This is a genomic window from Streptomyces sp. Xyl84 (assembly GCF_059731885.1).
This window is the reverse complement of the sequence record NZ_AP029182.1, coordinates 4583202-4607761: the sequence shown is the minus strand read 5'-3', so window position 1 is coordinate 4607761 and position 24560 is coordinate 4583202. Positions and strand designations below refer to the sequence as shown.

Sequence of the window (24560 nt, the reverse complement as noted above, 5' to 3'; positions counted from 1 at the left end):
CGTCCTCGCCCGCCTGCACGAACACCGGATCACCTGGCGACCCTGACCCACGAGCCGGCCCCGACACGGAGCCGCCCGGCCGGCCGTCTGCCCGACGACGGCCGGCGACCACCCGGCGGGGACCGGACCCTGACCCCGGTCCCGGGGGCGCGCGGGAACATCCCACGGGCGCGTGGGCTTGAGAAGGTCCGGGGATGGGCAGGGACCGCCCGGCCCCTTGCGCATGCGCGAGACAATGGACGGTGGCCTTCCAGAGGAGGGCGCCACCGGAAACCGTACGAGGAGGAGAAGACATGGCGGAGCCCACGCCGCGTCGGAACGAACCGCGGCTACGCCCCGCGCCCCTGCTCTTCGAGCCCGCCGCGGCCGCCGCCGACCCCGAGCACTTCTTCGACCTTGAGTCGATCGACGATCCGCGGGCGCTGCTGGAGCGCGCGACCGAGCTGACGCTGGCGTTCCGCGCGGCGGCCGACCGCGCCGTGGAGTTCCAGGCGGTCGCCGCGGCCCAGCTCGCCGACCCGCGCCGCTTCGACCGGCTGAGCCCGGCGGCCATCGCCGAGCGGGCGGAGTGGACCGAGGACTACGCCAAGAAGATGGTCGAGTTCGGACGGGACCTGCTGCGCGGCGCCGAGGGCAGCGCGCACGCCAACCCCGCCGACCCCGTCTGACGGCCCCGGCTCCCCGCGGCGCCTTCGCCCTGCCTGCTGGCATATGCCAGCGGGGCAAGATACTCCCTTCGGCCCTTCCGTGTCCCGATTTCCCGCAACCGTGTGGAAGCGGGCCCTCACGGTCGGTAGACGTAACAGTCATGAGCCGCACAGGGACACGCCCCTCCCCCGCCCACCCCGACCTCGCGACCGGCAGCCGGTGCGCCCCCGCGGGGGCCCGCACCCCCGCAGCCACCCCCGTCGGCGCCACCGAGGTCACGACCCCCACAGATGTCACCGGCATCACAGGCGTCACCAAGGTCACCGGTGTCACCGCGGACGGCGCCGCATGGCTCGCCTCCGCCGGGACGTACCCCCGCAGCACGCTCGCCCACTGGCGCGAGCGCCCCGACGCCCCGGTCGTGCTGCCCTGCGGCTCGGTCTTCGACGTGGTCAACGTGCCCGCGATCTTCGGCCGCCGCATGCTGGACCGGCTCTGGGACGAGGGGCCCGGCTCGGGACCGGTCGCCGTCCACCGGGGACGGATGCTGCTGTTCGCCTCGCCGGGCACCGCGCACCGGCTGTCCTCGCTGCTGGAGTGGGAGGAGTGGGGCTCCCGGGACCGGGAGGACGGCGGCGGCCGCGCCGGCGGCGTGCCTCCGCTGCTGTGCCACGGCAACGGCGACGCCGTGACCGTCCCGGCGCCCGTCGGCTCCAGCGCCGCCGTGCGCTCCGCCTCCCGCTGGCTGGTCGCGCCGGACACCCGTCACCCGTGGCTGCCGGGCCCCGAGATCATGGTGTGGGCGGCCGTACGGGCGGCGCGGTCGGCCGTGCGGATTTCGATTTTTCCTCCCGCCGATCAGGATGCTAATGTCTACGACGTCAGCAGGCGCCGCTAGCTCAGTTGGTTAGAGCAGCTGACTCTTAATCAGCGGGTCCGGGGTTCGAGTCCCTGGCGGCGCACGATGACGAAGGCGATACGGGTTCGCGAGAGCGAGCACGTATCGCCTTCCTCGTTCTCCCCCCGGCCCCGGTGCGTCCCCTCGCCGGTGTGGTCCCCGCCTTCGCCCGGCCCCTCAGCCCGGTGTGATCCTCACGGTGTACGCCCCCGAGGCCGTACGGTCCTCGACCTCCACGCGGACACCGTCCCCCGGCACGGTGTAGCTCTCCCCCACGTCGACGGGCGCGTCGGCGAGCGGCGGGTAGACGGAGCTGTCCGCGCAGGCGCTGGTGTGCGGATGGGCGTCGAGCACCTGTACGGCTCCGCCCCCCGACTCCGCGTCACCGCGCACCCGGTACACCAGCACGCCCGGCCGGCACCCGGTGACGTCGTTGCCCACCGGGGCCCGCGCCTCCACGGCCAGCACCCGGTCGCTCCCGGTCCGCACCACCGCGAGTTTCGTGCCGCCGCCCAGCCCGAACAGCGGAACCCCGGCCGCGCCCGGGCCGGCCTCCCCCGCCGCCTCCCCCGGTCCCGGCGCCTCCGTGCCGGGCGGCCCCGCCTCGACGGGCTCCAGCGTCAGCCGGGTCGGCCCGCTGCCGCGCACGCAGGTCACCTGGCGGGGGTCGAGCCAGCCGAGCTTCCACTTGTGCCAGGCCAACAGGTCGGGAGAGAGGGCGAACTGGCTGCCCATCAGGTCCCAGTCGCCCACGTACGTGTCCCAGTCGCCCTTGTCGTCGGCCGGCCGGTGGTACAGGTCCGGCAGGTCGAAGACGTGCCCCGTCTCGTGGGCGAGCACCAGCCGGTCCGGCGGGTGCCGTTCGAACACCGTGACCACCCGCCGGATGTCCGTACCGTCGGCCCGCAGCGGGGTGTTCAGGTTGATGACCTTCGTGGCGTCGGAGTCGACGCCGGGGGCGTCCGGGTCGGCCACGAGGTAGACGATGTCGTAGCGGGAGAAGTCGACCTCCGGGTCCGCGACGGCGACCGCGTCCCGCAGGTAGGCCGCCCGGTCCTCGGCGTCCCAGTCGCGGTGCATGGCGTACGCCGTGGACGGCCGCGGCATCCGGATCCAGTGCCGCAGCGGGTGCGGGCGCAGCGTGAACCTGCCGTAGGAGGCCTGGCGGTAGAACCGGCTGGTGGCCGGGAAGTGGTCGGCGGCCAGTTCGGCCGGGGTGGTGAGCGGGGCGGCGTCCGGGAAGGACAGGAAGATCATCACGGCGTCGAGCGTCCTGGCCGGACGGACGTAGGAGGGGTTCCAGGTGTCGACGCCCTCGGAGTGGTGGGCGTCGGTCCTGCGGAGCGCGCAGGGTGTGGTCGAGAAGGGCTCGGCGACCGAGGGGCCGCTGAGGATCGAGGTGGCGGCGACCGCCGAGAGGGTGGTGAACACCGCGGCCGTGCTCCGCAGTCGGGGGCGGGTGCGCGCACGGCTCAGCGCCTGGAAAGCGTCACGGCCGAGCGCTTTCAGGGGGAGCTGACGCGGCACAGGGACCTCCGGGTGCGGTTCGCGGGGACACCGCACCCAGCCTGTGGGAGTTTGGAGGAGTACGCCCTGTTTGTCTGCACCGGAAGGGTGATCGCAAGGGTGACCGGACGCGCACGAGGCATGCGTTCACGGCCTGTGGAGCCGTGGCGCCGCACCGTCCCGACGGGAGCGGCACCCCCCGGCCCGCTCACGGAACGTCACAAGTGGTCGCGCCCCTGCGGAACCCGTCCAGGTGTGGGCAGAAACGATCTGGCAGGAGGGGCGCACGCCGGGCGGAAACGGTGAACGGCTGGAAGGGGCACCGTGCCAGCCTCTATGATCGGCACACTTTCCTGGCACTTTCCTGCGCGGACACGGGCCGGGCGGCCGTTCCCCTTCGGCCGGCCACCCGACGAGACCGATACGAAGACCGAGTGCACTGCGGGAGCGAGCGGTGAGCGGAACGTCCGAAGGGCCGACGCCCACGGCAGACTGCATGCAGCCGAAAGTCACACAGAGTGATCTTACGACGGCTAGGGGTGCCGAACCGCCCGTGACCGGCGTCGGCGAGTGTGTCGTCACGGAACCAGCGTCGGGACACACCTCCGAGCACGCCCCGGAGCGTGCGCCGGTGCTCAGCCCGGTCCGCGGCCCGGAGCCCGGATTCACTCCAATGGCGGAACCCGGGCCCTCGCGGCCGTACTTCACCGGTACGGCCCACTCCCCGGAGACTTTCCCCTCCGCCTCCGCCCCGGTCCCGCAGCCCTTCCGGTCGGTCTTCGACGCCGCCCCGCTCGCGATGGCGGTCGTCGACCGCGAGGGCCTGGTCGTCAGCGCGAACGACACCTTCGGCGTGCTGGTCGGCGCGTCTCCGGAGGAACTCGCCGGGCAGGTGGCCGCCGACCTGGTCGGCCTCGCTTCCGACGCCCGCACCTGGCAGGCCTACCGCGAGGTGCTGCGCGGCCGGCAGGCCCGGCTGCGCTGCACCCGCCGCCTCAAGCAGCCCGACGGCCGCTCGCTGTGGGCCCAGGTCACGGTCGCGCCGCTGCCGCCGGAGAACCCCGCCGGGCACCCGGACACCCGCGAGCCCGCGCCCGGAACCCCCGGCGGACTCGCGCCCCACGCCCCCGGCGTCCTGCTCCTGTCCGTCGCCGACGTCAGCGCGCGCCGTGAACTCCAGGCCCGGCTGCGGCACTTGCGGATGCACGACCCGGTGACCCGGCTGCCCAACCGCACCCTGTTCTTCGAGCGGCTGTCGGCCGCCCTGGAGGCGGAGGCGTACGAGCGCGGCGGAACCGGCCGGATCGGCCTGTGCTACCTGGACCTGGACGGGTTCAAGGCGGTCAACGACACCCTGGGGCACCGGGTCGGCGACCGGCTGCTCGCGGCGGTGGCGCGGCGGCTGACCGGCTGCGCGGACGAGGCCGGTCACGGGCGCGGCAGCACGCCGCTGGTGGCCCGGCTCGGCGGCGACGAGTTCGCGCTGCTCGTGGAGGACTCCACCGGCACCGAACAACTGGCCGACCTGGCCGAGTCGGCGCTCACCGCCCTCCAGGCGCCGTTCGAGATCTCCGGCCGGCGGCTGTCGGTGTCGGCGTCGATCGGCGTGGTCGAGCGGCAGGCGGCGGGGACGTCGGCCACCGCCCTGATGCAGGCGGCCGATACGACCCTGTACTGGGCGAAGGCCGACGGCAGGGCCCGCTGGACCCTGTTCGACCCGGAGCGCAACGCGCACCGCATGACCCGCCAGGCGCTCGTCTCCACGCTGCGCGCCGCCGTGGAGCGGGGCGAGTTCACACTGGAGTACCAGCCGCTGGTCGCCATGGAGGACGGGCGGCTGCGCGGGGTGGAGGCACTGGTGCGCTGGCGGCACCCGCAGTTCGGTGTCCTGACGCCAAATCGGTTCATCACACTGGCGGAGGAGGACGGTTCGATCGTGCCGCTGGGCCGCTGGATCCTGGCCACCGCCTGCCGGCAGGCCCGGCGCTGGCAGCTGGACCACCCGGACGAGCCGCCGATCTTCGTCAGCGTCAACGTCGCGGTCCGCCAGGTGTGGGACTCGGACCTGGTCGAGGACGTCGCCCAGGTGCTGGCGGAGACGGGGCTGGCGCCGGGTCTGCTGCAACTGGAGCTGACCGAGTCCGCGGTGATGGGCTCGGCGGGACGGCCGCTGGAAGCGCTGCGGGCGCTGAGCGACATGGGCGTGCACATCGCCATCGACGACTTCGGCACCGGCTACTCCAACCTCGCCTACCTCAGCCGGCTGCCGGTGTCGGTCCTGAAGCTGGACGGCTCGTTCGTCCGGGGCTTCCAGTACGGGCAGCCGTGCGAGGGGACGGCCCAGGAGACGGCCCAGGCGCCGAGCCCCGCGGACGAGGTGATCGTCGAGGCGATGATCCAGCTCGCCCACCGGCTGGGGCTCACCGTCACCGCCGAGTGCGTGGAGACCTCCGACCAGGCCAGCCGGCTGCGCCGCATCGGCTGCGACACCGGGCAGGGCTGGCTGTACTCCCGCCCGGTGTCACCGGACCGCATCTCCGAACTGCTGGACGGCCACGCCTGCGGGCGCCACTGAGCCTCGGCGAGCACCGCCGGGCCCCGCAGGCGCCACCGGCCTCCGCGCGGGGCCGGGCCCCGGCGGGAGTGCGACGGGCGTGGGCGGACAAGTCCTAGTTGAGCATGTGGGCGGCCTGGACCTGATGGACGTGGATGAGGACGTCGTGGGTCTGGGTGAGGCGGATCTGGGGGGCGTCGGCGATGCCGGGGTAGGTGGCGCCGATGTTCTTGACGGTGTGGGGTTCGGCGAGCCAGGCGCGGGCCGCGGTGGGGGGCGGTGCGCAGGTCGACGACGTAGTCGCAGGTGGCAGAGTCGGCCCTGGCGCACAGTCCCGAGACCGGGTGTCACTGCGCTCGCGCTGCGGCGCCGGCCTCACGGCGGCCTTCCCCGGGATCGAGCAGGCGGCTCGGGACCAGTGCCGGCGGGAACGGGGCTGGACTGCGAGCCGGTGGTGGGAGAGGAGGGATGGGCGGTGTTCGAGCGGCTCCGGGGCCGCGCGGCCGTACGCGGCGCAGAAGGGCCCTTGGTGCAGCGGCCTGCAAGGGCGGCCCGGCCGGCAGGCCTTCATCCGCCGGTGGTTCGTCGAGACGCCGACGCAGCGTGCCTGGTCGGTCGTCAGCTTTTCGCTGCGGTGGCCGCCTCATGGACCGGCTGGGCCGTCCTCGGCCGCCATGGTCGGACGGTGGGCGTGGCCGGTGTTCGGGCCGGGCGCGTTCAAGAGGACCGGGTTCTCAGCTGTCGCCGCCGGCGCACTGGGCCCGGCTGCCGACCCGCTGCTTCTCCTTCTTTGCCCTGCACCGGCCTGCGGCAGAAGGCTCTTTGCGGGTCGTGCAGCGGTCGGCAGCCGCTTCGCCACCACGTTCGCGGCGAAGCGGACACCGACCGCGACCGTCGGCAGCCGTGGACGGTCCGGCTTCGCGTACCCGTCCTCTCCTAGGTCCTGTCGTCACATTCCCGTCGTCCGCCCGGAGGGCGGGCCTCGCGGCGTCAGGTGCGTGCTCTCGGCGTGCCGGGCCCTGACCCTCGTACTGGACGTACTCGGGTCTGGGCCCGGTGCGGCGAGAGTGCGTGCATGGCGTCGCGAGGCAGGCGGGAATGTGACGACAGGGCCTAGCGCCGGGCCTCCCACCTGCGGTTTCCCGCCGGGGAGTGGGGGGATAACCCCACCTCCGTTCCGCCGGTGGCCCGCATGGTCCGCGCGGCCCGTGCCTCCTAGGTTTGAGGACGTTGACCACGAGCGCCGCAGAACCGAAGGAAGACCCCTCCATGGCACGCCACCGAGACCACAGGACCGACGGGCCCGGAAGGGCCCCGAACACCGCAGCCCCCTTCACCGCGCACCCGTACGGCTCGGCCCCGCACCTCGGGGCCCCGTCCGCGGAGCCCGCGATCGAACTGCGCGGTGTGCGCCGGATCTACGGAAGCGGCGCGGCGACGGTGCACGCGCTGCGCGGGATCGACCTGGCGCTCGCCCGCGGCAGCTTCACCGCCGTCATGGGCCCCTCCGGCTCCGGCAAGTCCACCTTCCTGCAGTGCGCGGCGGGCCTGGACCGCCCGGACGAGGGACAGGTCCGGCTCGGCGGCGAGGACATCACCACACTGAGCGAGGACCGGCTCACCAAGCTGCGCCGCTCCCGCATCGGCTTCGTCTTCCAGTCCTTCAACCTGCTGCCCTCGCTGAGCGTCGAGCAGAACGTGCTGCTCCCGCAGCGCCTCGCCGGGAAGCGCCAGGACCGGGCCAGGGCGCGGGAACTGCTCACGCGGGTGGGCCTGGGCGAGCACGCGTCGCGGCGCCCGGGACAGCTGTCCGGCGGCCAGCAGCAGCGGGTGGCGATCGCCCGCGCGCTGATCACTCACCCGGACGTGGTGTTCGCCGACGAGCCGACCGGCGCGCTGGACACCACCACCGCGCACGAGGTGTTGGACCTGCTGCGGCAGGCCGTGGACTCGCTCGGCGCGACCGTGGTCATGGTGACCCACGACCCGGTGGCCGCCTCCTTCGCCGACCGGGTGCTGTTCCTGGCCGGCGGCGCGATCGCGGACGACCTGCCGTACCCGACCCCGCAGACCGTCGCGGACCGGATGATCGCGCTGACCGCCCACCCGGTGGGAGCGGCGGCATGACGAACGGACTCGCCCGCGCCTCGGTGCGCTTCCGGCCCGGGTCCTTCGTGGGAACCCTGGTCGCCCTGCTGCTGGGCGCCGCCGTGGTGGTGGCCTGCGGCACGCTGCTGCAGACCGGCCTGACCGCGAGCCTGAAGCCCGAACGGTACGCCGCTGCCCCCGTGGTGGTCGCAGCCGACCAGGCGGTCAGGATCGAGCACAAGACCGGTGGGGAGACCGAAACCCAGGAGCAGGCCACCCCGGAACGGGCCCGCACGGACGCCGCACTGGTCGGCCGGCTGACCGCCCTGCCCGCGGTCGCGGCGGCCCGCCCCGACACGGCCATCCCGCTGCCCGCCGGGAAGAGGACACCGGCCATGACCGGCCGGGGCTTCGCCGCACTCGGGATCGCCGGACCCGGCGACAAGCTGGTCGAGGGCCGCGCACCCGGCGCGAACGAGATCGTGCTGGACACCGACACGGCGCGTGCCGCCCATCTCGCTCCCGGCGCGAGCCTCGCGCTCACCGCGCCCGTCGGCACCGCGCACTACCGGATCTCCGGTCTGGCCGCCGCCCAGCGGAGCGGCCCCACCGCCTGGTTCGCCGACACCACCGCCGACCGCCTCTCCGGCCACCCCGGCCGCATCGACGCCATCGCGGTGCAACCCCGCGAAGGCGTTCCCACCACCGAACTGGCGGCCCAGGTCCGCCGGGCCCTCGGCGGCGACGCCAGGACCTTCACCGGGGACGACCGGGGCACCGTCGAACACCCCGCCCTCAGCAGTGCCCGCAGCATGCTGACGGCCCTCGGCGGCACCTTCGGCGGCTACGCCACCATGACCGCCGTGTTCGTGGTGATGAGCACCATCGCCCTCGCCACGGGCCAGCGCGCCCGCGAATTCGCGCTGCTGCGCGCCATCGGCGCCACCCCACGCCAGATCCGCCGCACCATCGCCACCGAGGCGATGCTGGTAGCGCCCCTCGCCGCCGCGCTCGGCGTCCTGCCCGGACTGGCCCTCGCCCACTGGTGGTTCGGCCAGCTGGCCGACCGTGGCGCCGTACCCGCAGACGTCCGTCTCGACATCGGCCCGCTGCCGATGCTCGCCGCCGTGCTCCTGTGCACCCTCGCCGCGCTGACCGCCGGCTTCCTGGCCGCCCGCCGCCCCTCCCGGATGCGGGCCGCCCAGGCACTCGGTGACGCCGCCGTCGAAACACCCCGCCCCGGCAAGGTGCGCACCGTCCTCGGCGTGCTCTTCGCCGCCGGCGGCTGCACGGCCGCCGTCGTTGCCAACGCCCTGGACGGCGAGAAAGCCGCCCAGACCGCACTCGGCGTGGTGATGTGCTTCATGATGACCGTCGCCCTGCTCGGTCCCCGGCTCGCCGCAGCAGCCGCCGCTCTGCTCGGCGCCCCGCTGCGGGCCGGCGGCGCGCCCGGCTCGCTCGCCGCCGACAACGCCCGCGCCAACGCCCGCAGACTGGCCTCCGCGATCACCCCCATCGTTTTGGTCACCGCCTTCTGCGGCACCCTGCTGATCCTCCAGAGCACCGTGCGCCACACCACCGGCGAGAACGTCAAGGCCGGCGTCACCGCCGACCACGTGATCGCCACCACCGGCCCCGGCCTGCCCGCCGGAACCGCGGAGACGGCCGCCCGGGTGCCCGGTGTGGACACCGCCATCGGCCTGCTGCGCACCGGCGTGGTCTACGAGAGCGGCGACATGCTGAGCTCCGCCCCCGTCCTCGGCGTGGGCGGCGACCCGGCCCGGCTGCCGAAGGTGCTCGACCTCGACGTGCGCACAGGTGCCCTCGCCGACCTCGGCCGCGCCCCTGACACGATCGCGCTGAGCACAACCCTGTCCAGCGCGCTCGGCGCGAAGGTCGGCGACCGGGTGCCGCTGTGGCTCGGCGACGGCACCGCGGTCCGGCCCGCGGTGGTCGCGGTGTACGAGCGAGGGCTCGGCGTCGGCCAGGCGCTGCTGCCCCGGGCCGCGGTCGCATCGCACGTCACCGCCGCCTACGACAGCCAGGTGCTGGTCGCCGCCGCGCCGGGCGCCGACCGCGCGGCCCTGGCCGCCGGCCTGGGCGCGCTGCCCGGGACGGCCGTGACCGACCGGGCCGGGTTCGTCGCCCAGGCGGACAAGGACCTGGAAATCAGCGGCTGGGCCAACACCGTGATGGCGGCCGTGCTCGGCGGGTTCGCCGCCGTCAGCGCCGCCAACACCCTGGTCATGACGGTGATCGACCGGCGCCGCGAGGTTGCGCTGCTGCGGCTGGCCGGCACCACCCGGCGCCAGGTGCGCCACATGATGCGCTGGGAGGCGCTGCTGGTGGCCGTGACCGGGCTCGCGGTCGGCGCGTCGATCGCCGGGCTCACGCTGGTACCCGTCGCCCGGGGCGTGACCGGCTCCGCCCCCCACGTGCCGCCGATGCTCGCCCTGCCACTGGCCGTCGGCACCGTGCTGCTCTGCCTCGGCGCGGTGGGCCTGCCGGTGCGCGCACTGCTGCGGACCCGGCCGGCAACGCTGGGAACGGCACGCCAGTAGCAGAGTGCGGAAGCCGGCGCAGGGGCCTGCCCGGGGGACACCCCGGGCAGGCCCCTCCGACGTCCGCGTTCACCTGCCGGACCCGCCGCATGATCACCTCCTGCCGGCCATCCGGGAGGCGCACCCCAGCGTCCCGCCACCGCCGCCTCAGCGGGCGCCTCCGGCTCCCCGCCCCATGACAAGTCCCAGCTAGGCGGTGGGCAACCCGTAGGCGTCGGCGATGAGTTCGTAGGAACGGACGCGTACGTCGCCGCTGTGCGCGTTGCTGGTGATCATCAACTCGTCGGCGCCGGTGCGCTTCTGGAGGTCGTCGAGGCCGGAACGGACCTCGTCGGGCGTGCCGTGGATGACGTTGGCGTTCCAGGAGGTGATGAAGTCCCGTTCCATCGGGCTGAACTCGTACGCCTCCGCCTCCTCGGGCGTGGGGACGAGTCCGGGGCGCCCGGTGCGCAGCCGGACCATGTTGAGCGCGGCGGCCAGGACCTGGCGCCGGGCCTCGCACTCCTCGTCGGTGGCGAGGGCGGCGACGCCGATGAGGGCGTAGGGGGCGTCGAGGACCGCGCTGGGCCGGAAGGACTCCCGGTAGAGGTCGAGCGCCGGGATCGTGTTCTGCGCGGAGAAGTGGTGGGCGAAGGCGAAGGGGAGGCCGAGCATGCCGGCCAGCCGGGCGCTGAAGCCGGAGGAGCCGAGCAGCCACAGCGGCGGGCGGTGCGGGGACTGGACGCCGCCCGGGGAGGTGGCCTGGACGGGGCCGGGGACGGCGTGGATACGGCGGTAGGGGTGGCCGTCGGGGAAGTCGTCGTCGAGGAAGCGGGTCAGCTCGGCGAGCTGCTGGGGGAAGTCGTCGGCGCCCTCGTTGAGGTGGTCCGTGCGGCGCAGGGCGGCGGCGGTGGCGCCGTCGGTGCCGGGGGCGCGGCCGAGGCCGAGGTCGATCCGGCCGGGGGCCATGGCCTCCAGGGTGCCGAACTGCTCGGCGATGACCAGCGGGGCGTGGTTGGGCAGCATGACGCCGCCCGAGCCGAGGCGGATGCGGTCGGTGTGGGCGGCGAGGTGGGCGAGGATCACGGCCGGTGAGGAGGAGGCGACGCCGGGCATGGAGTGGTGCTCGGCGACCCAGTACCGGTGGTAGCCGCGGCGCTCGGCGAGGCGGGACAGCTCGACGCTGGTGCGCAGGGCCTCACCGGCGGTGTGCCCGGCGCCCACCGTCACCAGGTCCAGGACGGAGAGGGGTACGGGTGCGGTGCCGTGTCCCTCGCCTCGGATCTCGTCTGCCGCCACGGGGTGCCTCCTGCTGGTTGGCCGTGCTCGTTCTTCCCGGCGACAACAGGAGACAGTCCCCGTTTATTCCGCGGCGCTCCTCACATCCTGCGTTCCCTGCGTCTCCGTACGCCTCCTCTTCCTGGGCCTGCGCGCCCTCGCGGGAGGGCGCCTTGGGTACCGGGTGGGCTCCTCACGCCGCCAGGGCGTGTCCCGGGTGGAGGACGACCTTGGTGTAGCCCTCGATCCGCTTGTCGAACTTCTCGTAGGCCTGCGGAGCCTGGTCGAGCGGCAGTTCGTGCGAGACCACGAAGCTGGGCTTGGCCCGCCCGGCGATGATCAGGTCACGCAGCTGGCGGTTGTACCGCTTGACGTTGCACTGGCCGGTGCCCATCTGCTGGCCTTTTTCGAACATCCTGCCGATGGAGACCAGGAGCTGGCCGTGCTTGGCGTGCTCGTCGGGCCCGCCCGGGTCGGACGGGACGTACAGGCCCGGTATGCCGAGCATGCCGGTGGGCCGTACCGTCTCGACGAGCGTGTTGAGGACGACGGCGGGCTCCTCGTGGCTCGCGTCCTTGTGCGACTGGGCCTGGTAGCCGACGGCGTCCACGCCCTTGTCGGTGCCCTCGCCTCCCGTCTGTTCCTTGATCTGCCCGGCCGGGTCGCCCTGGGTGAAGTCGATGGGGATGGCCCCGATCTCCTCCGCCTTGGCCAGGCGCTCGGGCACCCGGTCCACCGAGAACACCTTCGACGCGCCGCGCAGCAGCGCCGAGTACGCGGCCATCAGCCCCACCGGTCCCGCACCGAAGACGGCCACGGACTCGCCGGGGATGACCTGGGCGAGTTCACAGCCGTGGTAGCCGGTCGGGAAGATGTCGGCGAGCAGGACGAAGTCGGTCTCGAACTCCTCTCCCGGCGGCAGTTTCAGGCAGTTGAAGTCGGCGAAGGGCACGCGCAGGCGCTCGGCCTGGCCACCGGTGTAGGGGCCCATCGCGACGTATCCGTAGGCGCCGCCGGCGAATCCCGGGTTGACCGTCAGGCAGAACCCTGTCTTTCCGGCGAGGCAGTTCTTGCAGAACCCGCACGCGACGTTGAACGGCATGACGACCCGGTCGCCCTCGGCCAGGGAGGTCACCCCGCTGCCGGCCTCCTCCACGATGCCGAGGTTCTCGTGGCCGAAGACGATGCCCGCCTCGGCGGCCGTGCGGCCCTCGTACATGTGCAGGTCGGAGCCGCAGATCGCGCTCGACGTCACCCGGACGATCACGTCGTTGGGATGCTGGATCCGCGGATCGTCGACATCACGCACCGTCACGTTGAAGGGCTTTTCGTAGACGACGGCTTTCACCTTCGGTCACCTCCGCGTCATCGCTCCACGACCGCGGCGACGACGGTCCGCCACCCGGGCGGGACACGGGCGCGGGACACGGGGCCACGCGGGCGTGATCACGGGCCGGCGGGTACCGCCGGCGTGCCGGTGCGTGCCCGGGCCGGGCCCGGGGGCGTTCTCGCCGCACCGCCGGACATCTCCAGGTAACGCCTGTGCGAGGGCGCCCGCAAGCGCGCCCGGCGCCCGGCGCGGGCGCCGTCCCGGCCTCGCACCGGTCTCCCGCGGACCTCACGCGAAGGTCATACGAACCTCATACCTGGACGATCGGTTCCCGGGTGAACAGGGCGCCCAGTCCGGGGGCGTTGACGCGGCGGTCGGTGAGCCGCAGCGCCTCCCAGACGGTCACCTGGTTCGCGGTGAGGACGGGCTTGCCCAGGTCCTTCTCCAGGACCGCGATGTGGGAGGCGGTGTGCAGGGCGGTGTCCGGCAGGAGGACCGCCTCGGCGTCCGGGGTGTCGGCCGCGCGCGCCAGGGCGAGGATCTCCGCCTCGTCCCAGGCCGCCGCCTGCGCCGCGCCGGCGACCCCGGCACTGTGCGCGGCGACCACCTCCACCTGCCCGGCGCGCAGGAACTCGGTGAACAGGGCCGTCACGTCCTGCGGGTAGGTCGCCGCGACCGCTACCCGCCGCACCCCGATCTCGCGCACCGCGTACACGAAGCCGAAGGAGGTCGCCGAGGCCGGCATGCCGACCGCCCGGGCCAGGGCGCGCACCTGCTGGTGGGCGCCGTCCCAGCCGTGCACGAAGCTGCCGCTGGTGCTGGCCCAGACCACCGCCTCGGCGCCGGACAGCCGCAGCCCCTCGACGCTGCGCGCGACCTGGTCGACCGCGCCGGTCCCGCGCAGCGCCTCCAGCCGGTACGCGTCCTCACCGATCCCGGTGTGGACGAGATCGACCCGGATGTCACTGCCCAGGAGCTGCTCGATGCGCGGATAGTCGTCCTCGGCGAAATGGCCCGGGTAGAGGAATCCGAGTGCGGTCATGTCCTGCCTTCCTGGTGCGGTCGCGCTGCCGTGGGGACCCGCCGTGGGGGGCCGCCGTGGGGCGGTGGCCGGGAGCCGTCGCGGTGCGGGTACCCAGCGAAGCGCCGATTTTGCTTCGCATGACTTCGGTTCGGTTGGGTAGCGGCGCGCTCATGGCTCCACCACATGGACTTGGAAGAGGCAGACGGACGCCCGGGCGGCCCAGCCGCCGGTCGCTGCTCGCGGGGGTCGCGGCGGCCGGCGCGCTCGGCGCGGCCGGGTGCAGTCGCGTGGCCACGGCGTCCGCCGCGGGCGGCGGTGACCTCCTGGACCGGCTCAGGGCCCAGGGGGTCGTACGGCTCGGCATCGCGGGCGAGATCCCGTTCGGGTACATCGGCAAGGACGGGAAGGTGACGGGCGAGGCGCCGGAACTGGCCAAGGTGATCTTCAAGCGGCTCGGGGTGGACCGGGTGCAGCCCGTGCCCACGGAGTTCGGCTCGCTGATCCCGGGCCTGAACTCCCAGCAGTTCGACGTCGTGGCCGCCGGGATGTACATCAACGCGGACCGCTGCGAGCAGGTCCTGTTCGCCGATCCCGACTACCGGATGCTCGACTCGTTCATCGTCCGCAAGGGCAACCCGAAGGGGCTGCACGACTACAGGGACGTCGTGGCGAAGAAGGCCAGGTTCGCCACCGGGACCGGCTACGCGGAGATCCGGTACGCGGTCGAGGCCGGGTACCGGCAGAGCGACATCCTGATCGTGCCCGACCAGGTGGCGGGGCTGAACGCCGTCGAGGCCGGGCGGGTGGACGTCTTCGCCGGTACCGCGCTCACCACCCGCGAGGTGGTGAGGAAGTCCTCCAAGGCCGAGGCCACCAAGCCGTTCGCGCCGCTGGTGAAGGGCAGGCCGCACGTCGACGGCGGCGGTTTCGCCTTCCGGCCGACCGAGACGAAGCTGCGGGACGCCTTCAACGCCGAGCTGCACCGGCTGAAGAAGAGCGGCGAGCTGTTCCGGATCCTGAAGCCCTTCGGGTTCTCGCGGGACGAGATGACCGATCTGACCGCGAAGGAGCTGTGCGGCGGATGACGACAGGACTGTGGGAACTCGTGCTCCAGGGCGTGTGGATCACCCTCCAGCTGCTGTTCTTCAGCGCGCTGCTGGCCTGCGCCGTCTCCTTCGTGGTGGGTGTCGCCCGCACCCACCGGCTGTGGATCGTCCGCTTCCTGGCGGGCTTCTACACCGAGGTGTTCCGCGGGACCTCCGCACTGGTGATGATCTTCTGGGTGTTCTTCGTGCTGCCGCCCGCCTTCGGCTGGCAGCTGGTGCCGATGTGGGCGGGCACGCTCGCGCTGGGGCTGACCTACGGGGCCTACGGCTCGGAGATCGTGCGCGGCGCGCTGAACTCCGTCGACCCGGCGCAGCGTGAGGGCGGCGTCGCGCTCAGCTTCACGCCCTGGCAGCGGATGCGGCTGATCCTGCTGCCACAGGCGGTGCCGGAGATGATCCCGCCGTTCAGCAACCTGCTGATCGAACTGCTCAAGGGCACCTCGCTGGTGTCGGTGATGGGCATGGGCGACCTGGCGTTCAGCGGGAACCTGGTGCGGCTCGCGCTCCAGGAGAGCGCCCACATCTACACGTACGTCCTGCTCATCTACTTCGTGATCGCGTTTGCGCTGACCCGGCTGATGCGCGGGCTGGAGAAGCGGCTGAAGCGGGGCGCCGGCAAGGCGGTGCGGGACGGGGCCGTGACGCCGCCCGAACCGGTGGGCACGCCGGTCGGGGGTGGTGCGGCGTGAACTGGGACTGGGGCGCCGTACGCGACTTCCTGCCGCACTTGTGGGACGGTCTGCTCGTCACGCTGCAGGCGCTGGTCCTCGGCTCGGTGATCTCGTTCGTGCTGGGGCTGGTGTGGGCGCTGCTCATGCGGGCGCCGACCCGGTGGGTGCGCTGGCCGGTGGGGGTGGTCACGGAGTTCGTCCGGGACACCCCGCTGCTGGTGCAGCTGTTCTTCCTCTTCTACGTGCTGCCCGAGTGGGGCCTGACGTTCTCGGCGCTGACCACCGGCGTCCTCGCGATCGGGCTGCACTACTCGACGTACACGATGCAGGTCTACCGGGCCGGTATCGAGGCGGTGCCCGCCGGCCAGTGGGAGGCGGCGACGGCGCTGAACCTGCCGCGGCGGCGGACCTGGACGGCGGTGATCCTGCCGCAGGCGGTGCGCCGCGTGGTCCCGGCGCTCGGCAACTACGTCATCTCGATGCTCAAGGACACACCGCTGCTGATGGCCATCACGGTGCTGGAGATGCTCGGGCAGGCGCGCCTGTTCTCGCAGCAGCACTTCCAGTTCACCGAGCCGCTGACCGTGATCGGCGTGGCCTTCGTCCTCGTTTCCTATCTGGCCTCCCTCCTCCTGCGAGCACTGGAGCGACGTCTTGTCCGTTGACGCCACGAAGAATCCCGAGACCCCCGAGAACGCCGGGAAACCGGAGGGCTCCGTGCACCGGGCCCGGCAGCAACGGGCCGCCGCCCTGACCGGGCGGGGCGAACTGGTCCGGCTGGAGAACGTGACCAAGCGGTTCGGCGGCCACACGGTCCTCGACGGCCTGGACTTCCGCGTGGACGCCGGCAAGCACGTCACGCTGATCGGCCCCTCCGGGTCGGGCAAGACGACCATCCTGCGGCTGCTGATGACGCTGACCAGGCCGGACGAGGGCACCATCATGGTCGACGGCGAGCAGCTCTTCCCGGCGCCCGAGAAGCGGGTCCGGGAGATCCGCAAGAAGATCGGCATGGTCTTCCAGCACTTCAACCTGTTCCCGAACATGTCGGTGCTGCGGAACGTCACCGAGGCCCCCGTCACGGTGCTCGGCCTGTCCAGGGACGAGGCGGAGGTCCGCGCGCGGGAGCTGCTGGAGCTGGTGGGGCTGGCCGAGAAGTGCGACGCGCGGCCCGCGCAGCTGTCCGGCGGCCAGCAGCAGCGGGTGGCCATCGCCCGGGCGCTGGCGATGCGGCCGCAGGTGCTGCTGCTGGACGAGGTGACCTCCGCGCTCGACCCGGAGCTGGTCGCGGGCGTCCTGGACGTGCTGCGGGACATCGCCCGCTCCACGGACATCACGATGCTGTGCGTGACCCACGAGATGGGCTTCGCCCGGGACATCTCCGACCAGGTGCTGATGTTCGACTCGGGGCGGGTGGTGGAGGCCGGGCCGCCGGAACAGATATTCGGGGATCCGGAGCAGGAGCGGACGCGGGAGTTCCTCAGCGCGGTGCTGTGACCTGGCCGCGGGGGCCCGGCGGGTCTGCCTCCGTGGCATTCCCGCACCCGCGCCCACGTCCGCGGCCGGTCCGCGGGCCGGCGTGCGGGCCGGCGGGGCCGGACCCGGTCCCGCTCCCCCTCCCGGTGGTCCCCGGTGGTGGTCACGAGCACCCCCGGGGACCGGGTAGTATTTTCTTCGTCGCCGGCCGCGGGAAGCGGACGGCGGGAGTCATGCGCCGCTAGCTCAGTTGGTTAGAGCAGCTGACTCTTAATCAGCGGGTCCGGGGTTCGAGTCCCTGGCGGCGCACGCAACGGTGAGGCCGGTTCACACGACGTGAACCGGCCTCACCGCTTTTCGCACACCCGCCGCTCACGGCAGGAGGCCGCCGGACACCGAGAAGACCACGTGGACGACGGCCATGAACGCGAGGCACCCGGCGATGAACACCCCGAGGAAGACGCAGACGCAGCCCTGACCGGCCGCGAGCAGACCCGGCGCCGGGGCGTGCGCCGTGGCGCGCTCCGGCCGCCCGGCCGGGTGGCGCACGGTGACGACGTCGCCCTCGACGACCGTCGCCGGGCCGCCGCTCTCCGCGAACCGCACGGCGCGCCCCTCGGGCGTGGTGAACTCGTACACGTGGTGCATCCGGATGCTCTCGGACGTGCCGCCGCCGCTGGCGGCCGGGTACGCCCGCAGGCACCGGGCCTGAGCGGTGAGGCCGCTGCGCCAGGCCTGGCGCAGGCGGCTCGCCTGCCGGGCGACGACGACCAGTGCGCAGACCGCACCGCCCGCCATGAGTGCCGGGACGATGTAGAAGAGCGTTTCCATGGAGCCCCCCGAGCGCCGTGCGCGGCCGTGATCGGCCGGCGTGGGCGGGAGGCTACCCACGCCGGCCGCGCCGGTCGCTCAAGGAAAGCTCTGAGAACCGCCGGGCCGCTCCCGGGCGGGCTCCCGGCGGACCCCGGGGCCGGGCCGGGGGGTCAGAACGTGACGTCCGAGCAGGCGTAGAACGCGTTGCCCGTGTCGGCGATCGTCCAGACAGCGAGGATGACGTGGTGGCCGCTCAGGCCGCTGGGCAGGGTGCCGCTGTGGCTGAGGGTGGCCGGGGGCTGCTTGCCGCCGTAGGGGATCGTCAGGAACGGGGTCGTGTCGAGGTCCGCGCGGGTCAGGGCGTGGTCCTGGTTCCAGCCCTGCCGGGTGACGTAGTACTTGAAGTCGGTCGTGGCGTGCCGTGCCTCGAACTGCCAGCGGAAGGTGTAGCTCTGGCCGCCGGTGACCTTGGTGGTGGGCCAGGCGGCACCCTGGGGGGTGCGGGCGCCGTCGAGCTGCCCGAACCGGTCCAGGCCGCCCGAGCACAGGTGGCCGTCCGCCGGGCCGCGCGCCGGGAAGCCCTTGGGGCCCTCGACGCTCTGCGGCTCCCACTGGATCTCGCCGCAGCCCCGCACCGTGCCGTCGGCGCAGAGCAGCTGCCTGCTGATGGGGAGGTCGGTGTAGCCGTGGCCGCTGGCGCCGCCGGCGGAGAGCACGAGGGCTCCGGCGGTGGTCAGGCCCAGCACGGCCGCGTACAGCTTGGCCTTGGTGCGCATGAAGTCGCTCCTGGTGAACGTGTGGGGAAGTTCGCTGAGCAGGACTGTGTGCGTTGGTCTAGACCAAGAACCAGGCTATGGCGACTACTTGAACATGTCCATACCAATCACGGGATGGTTTCCCGGCGTCCGGCGCAGAACGCCACCGTCAGGTCCCGCACCAGCACCTTGCGCTCGCCGTCGTCCAGATCGACCAGCCCGCGCATGGTCAGCCGGGTCACCGTGTCCTCGACCGAGTCCACCACCGAGGTCAGGGCACTGGCCCGGTCGCGGGCGTCGAGGGCGGCCACACCGCGCCGGTGCATGGCGCCGGCGACCTCCGGGGCGTACTCGACACACGCCGGGCGGACGGAGAACACCTCCAGGCCGACCGGCTCCGCCTCCCGCGCCACCCACCGGGTCAGCGCCTCCCCGGCCGCCTCCACCGCGCCCCGCACGCCCCCGGCGCCGCGCACCGTCACCCGCGCCAGCGCCGCCTCCACGCACGCGCGCAGGTACGCCTCGTGGTCGTCGACCCCGAGCACGGCCCGCGCGGTGTCCCGCACCCGCCAGACCACGAGCACCGCCACCCGCAGCGCGATCCCGTCCGCGTCGGCGGCCGGCATCGGCTCGCTGCGCCAGTGCCGCAACCGCACGTCGACACCGCGGCGCGGCACGAGCGGATTGATCCACAGCAGCCCGGCACGCCGGACGGTCCCGCGGTAGCGGCCGAACAGCCCGAGCACCCACGCCCGCCCGGACCGCCCCCGGGTCAGCCCGCCGAAGCCGAACAGGGCGAGCGCCCCGGCCCCGGCGTACGCGGCCCACTGCGGCAGGCCGAGCCCCGCGCCCGCGCCGGCCGGCAGCCGCAGCGCGTGGGCCGCGAGCGGCGGCAGCACCCCCGCCCACCAGGAGGTGAGCACGCAGCCCGCCGTCCCGCACGCACCGACGAGGACACCGGCGGCCCCCGGCAGCACCCGGGCCGGCCGCTCCACCAGCCCGGGATCGGCGGCGGGCGCCGGGCCGGCCGGGGCGGGCACCCGGCGGCGCTGGCGCGGCTGCTCGCCGGTGCCGCGCCTGCTGCCCACCACGGCGGGCCGGAGCGCGGCCGCGGGAGGGTCGCGGTCGAGCCCGCCGGGGCCGGGATCGTCCCGGAAGAGCAGGTGGAGAGGGATCTCGGTGGTCGCCTCGTTCTGGATGAGCCGGGGGAAGGAACGATTCGGCCGGTCAGCCGGAAGCTCCATGCGATCCACGTCACACTCCATACGGACTTGTCCGGATCTGTGCACGTTGATCAGTGTCACAATCGGCCCGGAAATACGCATGCCTGACGGTCCGAATGATGGAAACGACGCCTTCCGGAGCAGGTCCGCCGCCCCGGCCGTGGTCACGGGCACCTCACCGCGTCCTGTAAAGTTGTCCACGTCAGCAGGCGCCGCTAGCTCAGTTGGTTAGAGCAGCTGACTCTTAATCAGCGGGTCCGGGGTTCGAGTCCCTGGCGGCGCACGGTGACGACGGCGGTCGTGTTCGCGGAAGACGCGAGCATGACCGCCGTCTTCTTTTGTGCGCGCCCACACCGCGCCCCGCAGGGCCCCCTCGCCGGCCCGGCGCTCACCCCGCCCTCGCCCGCTCGCACTCCTGTGCGCCCGCGCCTCTTGCGTGCATATGAGCCGTTAACTCCGCTTTTGGCATTTTGCGATCGCGCTGAACCCTAGAGCCCTTGCCGCCACCATCCCGTCCTCCAGCGGCAGTTGGGGACCGCGGGGCGCTGCGGGAGGCGACGGGGGGCCCGCGGGGGCGGTGCGGGGGGCGCGCGGGTTTTTCGAAAGATCGTTTGAACCAGGTGCCCGATGCGTGGGAAAAGGGGTCCCGTTGCGTCGACGGCAGCGGAGGCGGGCAGCCATGCAACCGGTACGAAACCGGATCAACACGCGCTGACCGGCGTGTGGGGGGATGAGTCATGACGTCGACGCCGTCGGGCGCCCGGCACCAGCAGGATGCGTCCGAGACGACCCGGCCGCGGGGGCCGGCGCGCCGCACCGGCAGCACCACCGGCGCCTTCCGCAGGATCAGGAGCACCCTGCCGAGATACGACTACGAGCACTACAGCCGCCTGGCCGGACCGCTCACCCGGCCCGCCCCGGACCGGCCCTACCAGGTGCAGTACCGCTCGCTGCTCTCGCAGGAGCCGCACCGGCTGCGGGCCGCGCTGATGCCGGCCGCCGCGCCGCTGCTCTCCCTGGTCCTGCTGGCCTGGCTGATGCAGCCGCGGCACTGGACCGAGCGGGACCACCCGGCCTACGGCTTCCTGCCGGTCCTCGACGGGGTCATGCTCGTCTCGATCGGTCTGATCGAGTTGTTCCGCTGCCTGAACGTGCTGTCCAACGCGCACGCCACCCTGGTCGCCCGCGACCCGGTCCCGGTGGTGCCGGAGGCCGGTACCCGCGTCGCCTTCCTCACCACCTTCGTACCCGGCAAGGAACCGCTGGAGATGGTCGCGCGGACCCTGCGGGCGGCCGTCCGGCTGCGGCACCGGGGCGTCATGCACGTGTGGCTGCTCGACGAGGGCGACGACGCCGAGGTGAAGGCGGTCTGCGCGCGCCTGGGCGTGCACCACTTCACCCGCAAGGGCGTCGAGCGCTGGAACCGGCCGAGCGGCCCGCACCGCGCGAGGACCAAGCACGGCAACTACAACGCCTGGCTCCAGGCGCACGGGGACGAGTACGACTTCTTCGCCTCCGTCGACACCGACCACGTGCCGCTGCCCAACTACCTGGAGCGGATGCTCGGCTACTTCCGCGACCCGGACGTCGGCTTCGTCATCGGCCCGCAGGTCTACGGCAACTACGACACCTTCGTCACCAAGGCCGCCGAGTCGCAGCAGTTCCTCTTCCACGCGCTGATCCAGCGGGCCGGCAACCGCTACGGCACGCCCATGTTCGTCGGCACCTCCAACGCCGTGCGGATCAGCGCCCTCAAGCAGATCGGCGGCCTGTACGACTCGATCACCGAGGACATGGCGACCGGGTTCGAGATGCACCGCGCGAAGAACCCGGCCACCGGCCGCCGGTGGAGGTCCGTCTACACCCCGGACGTGCTCGCGGTCGGCGAGGGGCCGAACTCCTGGACGGACTTCTTCACCCAGCAACTGCGCTGGTCCCGGGGGACGTACGAGACGATCCTCAAGCAGTACTGGAAGGGCTTCGGCTCGCTGCCGCCGGGCCGGCTCCTCCACTACACCACGTTGGTCATCTTCTATCCGATGTCCGCGCTGAACTGGATCCTGGCCGCGCTGAGCTGCGCGCTCTTCCTGGGCCTGGGCGCCTCCGGCGTGAACATCGACCCGGCCGTGTGGCTCATGCTGTACGGCAACGCGTCCGCGCTCCAGATCGGTCTGTACGTCTGGAACCGGCGGCACAACGTCTCCCCGCACGAGCCCGAGGGGTCGGGCGGGGTGGCCGGCATGGTGATGTCCGCGCTGTCGGCGCCGGTGTACGCCCGCTCGCTGATGGACGCGGTGCTGCGCCGCCGGAGCGGGTTCGTGGTGACACCGAAGGGCGAGTCGGCGAGCCCCGACACCCTGTTCGGCACGTTCCGCGTCCACTGGTTCTTCGTCCTGGTCTTCGGCGGCTCGATCGCGGCCGGTCTCGCCCGCGGCCACGCCCACCCCGCGATGCTCACCTGGGCCGCGCTCGCCCTGCTCATCACCGTCTCGCCCGTGGCCGCCCGGTGCTGGTCGCTGCGGCGTACCCGGCGCGCCCCGGCGCCCGCCCCGGCGGGGGCGGCTCCGGTGCCCGGGGCGGCAGAACCGGAGGACGTCCCGCAGGACGCCGTGCCACCGGCGTACGCGGGGCACGGAGCGGGAGGACGGATCGCATGAGGGACCAGGCCGGCCTCCGCCGGGCCCGCCGGATCGGGATCGGGGCGGTGGTGGTGCTCGCCCTGGCCGGGACGAACGGGCCGTGGCTGTACCGCTTCGGCACGGAGCGCTACCACCAGTACAAGATCGACGAGCCCGGGTACAAGGCGGCCAACGGGCACTGGGACATCGTCGAGTTCCCCCGGGAGTACCGGCAGGACACCATCCACGCCGTGCTGCTGCACACCGGCAAGGTCCTGCTGGTCGCCGGTTCGGGCAACGACCAGGCGAACTTCGACGCCAGGAAGTTCGACTCGCGCGTGTGGGACCCGGTCAGGGGCACCGTCAGGAAGGTGCCCACGCCGAACGACCTGTTCTGCACCGGCCACACCCAGCTGGCCGACGGCAGCATCCTGGTCGCGGGCGGCACCAAGCGGTACGAGAAGCTCAAGGGCGACGTCACCAAGGCCGGCGGCCTGATGATCGTCCACAACGAGAACCCGGACAAGCCGGTCACGCTGCCCGCCGGGACGCGGTTCACCGGGAAGGCGAACGGCAGGACGTTCGTCTCCAGGGACCCGGTGCTCGTGCCGCGCGCACGGAAGAACTTCGACCGCGGGACGGGGAAGTTCCTCGGCACCACCGCGGGGCTCGGCCGGATCTACGTCGAGGCGCAGAAGAGCGGCGCCCGCTACGAGACCGGCACCCAGGACAACTACCGGATCCATGGCCTGTCCGGCGCCGACGCCCGCAACACCTACGGCATCGCGCAGAAGCTCGCCCTGGACAAGAAGGATTTCCAGGGGATCCGGGACACCTACGAGTTCGACCCGGTCGCCGAGAAGTACCTCAAGGCCGACCCGATGCACGAGGCCCGCTGGTACCCGACGCTCACCACGCTCGGCGACGGCAGGATCCTCGGCGTCTCCGGCCTCGACGACATCGGCCAGCTGGTCCCCGGCAAGAACGAGATCTTCGACCCGGGCACGCGAAAGTGGACGTACACCCCGAAAACCCGTCAGTTCCCGACCTACCCGGCGCTGTTCCTGATGCAGGACGGCAGGATCTTCTACTCCGGTTCGAACGCGGGGTACGGTCCCGACGACGTCGGCCGCAGGCCGGGGATCTGGAACGTGGCGAGCAACGCGTTCACCGAGCTGCCCGGGATGGGCGACGCGAACATGCTGGAGACGTCCGGCACGGTGCTGCTGCCGCCCGCCCAGGACGAGAGGTTCCTGGTCATCGGCGGCGGCGGGGTCGGCGAGTCCCGGCTGTCCAGCAGGAAGACCCGGCTCATCGGCCTGAAGGCGAAGAACCCGCACTTCACCGACGGTCCCGCGCTGGACGAGGGCACCCGCTACCCGCAGGCCTCGGTCCTGCCCGACGACACCGTGCTGGTCTCCGGCGGCTCCAGGGACTACCGGGGCCGCGGCGACTCGGACATCCTCCAGGCCCGCCTCTACGACCCGCGGACCAACGCCTTCCGCCGGGTCGCCGACCCGCTGGTGGGGCGTGACTACCACGCGGGCTCGATCCTGCTGCCCGACGGCCGGGTGATGTTCTTCGGCTCCGACCCGCTCTACGGCGACAAGGCCGGCACCAGGCCGGGCACGTTCGAGCAGCGCATCGAGATCTACACACCGCCCTACCTGTACCGGGGCGCGCGGCCCTCGCTGTCGGGCGGGCCGCGGACCCTCGCGCGGGGCACGTCGGGCACGTTCACCTCGCGGCACGCCACCGTGATCAGGAAGGCCCGGCTGATCCGGCCGAGCGCCTCCACCCACGTCACGGACGTGGACCAGCGCTCGATCGCGCTGGACTTCCACGCGTCCGGCGACAAGGTCACGGTGACGGTCCCGCGGAACCGGAACCTGGTGCAGTCGGGCTGGTACATGCTGTTCGTGGACGACGACCGGGGCACGCCCAGCAAGGCGCTGTGGGTGAAGGTCCCCTAGGCCCCGCCCGGCTCCCGGGGTCTCCTCCCTCGCGCGGGGCACCCCGGGGGTCCGCGCCG

The 24560-nt window shown here is 72.9% G+C and carries 19 protein-coding genes and 3 tRNA genes; 14 read left to right on the top strand and 8 right to left on the bottom strand.

Annotated elements, in window-relative coordinates; translation table 11 throughout:
* Window positions 1-293: 293 nt before the first annotated feature.
* From AC6I72_RS20055 to AC6I72_RS20045, 3 genes are all read left to right on the top strand, one after another.
* On the top strand, window positions 294-668 hold the full coding sequence (locus AC6I72_RS20055; RefSeq protein WP_498002435.1) for a DUF8844 domain-containing protein: 375 nt from the start codon (window positions 294-296) through the stop codon (window positions 666-668).
* 140 nt (window positions 669-808) lie between these two features.
* Window positions 809-1546 (top strand): bifunctional DNA primase/polymerase, encoded by a 738-nt coding sequence (locus AC6I72_RS20050; protein WP_498002433.1) that lies wholly within the window; start codon window positions 809-811, stop codon window positions 1544-1546.
* Window positions 1537-1610: transfer RNA gene (locus AC6I72_RS20045), tRNA-Lys, on the top strand. Before AC6I72_RS20050 ends, AC6I72_RS20045 begins: the two co-directional genes overlap by 10 nt.
* 113 nt (window positions 1611-1723) lie before the next feature.
* On the opposite strand, the gene AC6I72_RS20040 is transcribed toward AC6I72_RS20045, so the two are convergent.
* Complete coding sequence (locus AC6I72_RS20040; RefSeq protein WP_498002431.1) at window positions 1724-3073, bottom strand: M6 family metalloprotease domain-containing protein; 1350 nt, start codon at window positions 3071-3073, stop codon at window positions 1724-1726.
* Window positions 3074-3506: 433 nt separating this feature from the next.
* On the opposite strand from AC6I72_RS20040, the gene AC6I72_RS20035 reads away from it, so the two are divergent.
* Window positions 3507-5627: a putative bifunctional diguanylate cyclase/phosphodiesterase gene (locus tag AC6I72_RS20035; RefSeq protein ID WP_498002429.1), complete on the top strand. Its 2121-nt coding sequence runs from the start codon at window positions 3507-3509 to the stop codon at window positions 5625-5627.
* A gap of 94 nt (window positions 5628-5721) precedes the next feature.
* On the opposite strand, the gene AC6I72_RS20030 is transcribed toward AC6I72_RS20035, so the two are convergent.
* A complete protein-coding gene (locus AC6I72_RS20030) occupies window positions 5722-5985 on the bottom strand; it encodes a hypothetical protein (protein ID WP_498002428.1) in 264 nt (87 codons plus the stop codon).
* Between the two features lie 890 nt (window positions 5986-6875).
* On the opposite strand from AC6I72_RS20030, the gene AC6I72_RS20025 reads away from it, so the two are divergent.
* Both AC6I72_RS20025 and AC6I72_RS20020 read left to right on the top strand, forming a co-directional pair.
* Window positions 6876-7733, top strand: a complete 858-nt coding sequence (locus tag AC6I72_RS20025; protein WP_498002426.1) for an ABC transporter ATP-binding protein — start codon at window positions 6876-6878, stop codon at window positions 7731-7733.
* Window positions 7730-10255, top strand: a complete 2526-nt coding sequence (locus tag AC6I72_RS20020) for an ABC transporter permease (protein WP_498002425.1) — start codon at window positions 7730-7732, stop codon at window positions 10253-10255. Before AC6I72_RS20025 ends, AC6I72_RS20020 begins: the two co-directional genes overlap by 4 nt.
* A 189-nt stretch (window positions 10256-10444) precedes the next feature.
* On the opposite strand, the gene AC6I72_RS20015 is transcribed toward AC6I72_RS20020, so the two are convergent.
* The 3 genes from AC6I72_RS20015 to AC6I72_RS20005 all read right to left on the bottom strand — a co-directional run bounded on the left by AC6I72_RS20015 (window position 10445) and on the right by AC6I72_RS20005 (window position 13884).
* Complete coding sequence (locus AC6I72_RS20015; protein ID WP_498002424.1) at window positions 10445-11533, bottom strand: LLM class flavin-dependent oxidoreductase; 1089 nt, start codon at window positions 11531-11533, stop codon at window positions 10445-10447.
* A gap of 172 nt (window positions 11534-11705) precedes the next feature.
* The gene (locus tag AC6I72_RS20010; RefSeq protein ID WP_498002422.1) at window positions 11706-12860 is read right to left on the bottom strand and encodes a glutathione-independent formaldehyde dehydrogenase; all 1155 of its coding nucleotides are present in this window, start codon (window positions 12858-12860) and stop codon (window positions 11706-11708) included.
* Window positions 12861-13152: 292 nt separating this feature from the next.
* Window positions 13153-13884: a maleate cis-trans isomerase family protein gene (locus tag AC6I72_RS20005; RefSeq protein ID WP_498002421.1), complete on the bottom strand. Its 732-nt coding sequence runs from the start codon at window positions 13882-13884 to the stop codon at window positions 13153-13155.
* Window positions 13885-14036: 152 nt separating this feature from the next.
* On the opposite strand from AC6I72_RS20005, the gene ehuB reads away from it, so the two are divergent.
* The 5 genes from ehuB to AC6I72_RS19980 all read left to right on the top strand — a co-directional run bounded on the left by ehuB (window position 14037) and on the right by AC6I72_RS19980 (window position 17428).
* The gene (gene ehuB / locus AC6I72_RS20000) at window positions 14037-14951 is read left to right on the top strand and encodes an ectoine/hydroxyectoine ABC transporter substrate-binding protein EhuB (protein ID WP_498002419.1); all 915 of its coding nucleotides are present in this window, start codon (window positions 14037-14039) and stop codon (window positions 14949-14951) included.
* Window positions 14948-15661: an ectoine/hydroxyectoine ABC transporter permease subunit EhuC gene (ehuC, locus tag AC6I72_RS19995; RefSeq protein ID WP_498002418.1), complete on the top strand. Its 714-nt coding sequence runs from the start codon at window positions 14948-14950 to the stop codon at window positions 15659-15661. The genes ehuB and ehuC overlap by 4 nt, the downstream gene beginning before the upstream one ends.
* Window positions 15658-16308, top strand: a complete 651-nt coding sequence (ehuD, locus tag AC6I72_RS19990) for an ectoine/hydroxyectoine ABC transporter permease subunit EhuD (protein ID WP_498002417.1) — start codon at window positions 15658-15660, stop codon at window positions 16306-16308. Before ehuC ends, ehuD begins: the two co-directional genes overlap by 4 nt.
* Window positions 16309-16360: 52 nt before the next feature.
* Window positions 16361-17140 carry an ectoine/hydroxyectoine ABC transporter ATP-binding protein EhuA gene (gene ehuA, locus AC6I72_RS19985; protein ID WP_498004748.1) on the top strand — a complete coding sequence of 260 codons (780 nt, stop codon included), beginning with the start codon at window positions 16361-16363 and terminating at the stop codon, window positions 17138-17140.
* Between the two features lie 214 nt (window positions 17141-17354).
* Window positions 17355-17428, top strand: a tRNA-Lys gene (locus tag AC6I72_RS19980).
* Between the two features lie 63 nt (window positions 17429-17491).
* Here the strand turns inward: AC6I72_RS19980 and AC6I72_RS19975 are convergent.
* The 3 genes from AC6I72_RS19975 to AC6I72_RS19965 all read right to left on the bottom strand — a co-directional run bounded on the left by AC6I72_RS19975 (window position 17492) and on the right by AC6I72_RS19965 (window position 19931).
* Window positions 17492-17950: a DUF3592 domain-containing protein gene (locus tag AC6I72_RS19975; protein WP_498002415.1), complete on the bottom strand. Its 459-nt coding sequence runs from the start codon at window positions 17948-17950 to the stop codon at window positions 17492-17494.
* Between the two features lie 152 nt (window positions 17951-18102).
* Complete coding sequence (locus AC6I72_RS19970; RefSeq protein ID WP_037853197.1) at window positions 18103-18708, bottom strand: lytic polysaccharide monooxygenase auxiliary activity family 9 protein; 606 nt, start codon at window positions 18706-18708, stop codon at window positions 18103-18105.
* Between the two features lie 107 nt (window positions 18709-18815).
* Window positions 18816-19931: an SPFH domain-containing protein gene (locus AC6I72_RS19965; protein ID WP_498002413.1), complete on the bottom strand. Its 1116-nt coding sequence runs from the start codon at window positions 19929-19931 to the stop codon at window positions 18816-18818.
* A 188-nt stretch (window positions 19932-20119) separates the two neighbouring features.
* Here AC6I72_RS19965 and AC6I72_RS19960 point away from each other — a divergent pair.
* The 3 genes from AC6I72_RS19960 (at window position 20120) to glxA (ending at window position 24501) form a co-directional block, all read left to right on the top strand.
* A tRNA-Lys gene (locus AC6I72_RS19960) sits at window positions 20120-20193 on the top strand.
* A 454-nt stretch (window positions 20194-20647) separates the two neighbouring features.
* Window positions 20648-22567 carry a glycosyltransferase family 2 protein gene (locus AC6I72_RS19955; RefSeq protein ID WP_498002411.1) on the top strand — a complete coding sequence of 640 codons (1920 nt, stop codon included), beginning with the start codon at window positions 20648-20650 and terminating at the stop codon, window positions 22565-22567.
* Window positions 22564-24501, top strand: coding sequence for a radical copper oxidase GlxA (gene glxA / locus AC6I72_RS19950; protein ID WP_498002410.1), 1938 nt, complete (start codon window positions 22564-22566; stop codon window positions 24499-24501). Before AC6I72_RS19955 ends, glxA begins: the two co-directional genes overlap by 4 nt.
* The last annotated feature ends 59 nt before the right edge of the window (window positions 24502-24560 follow it).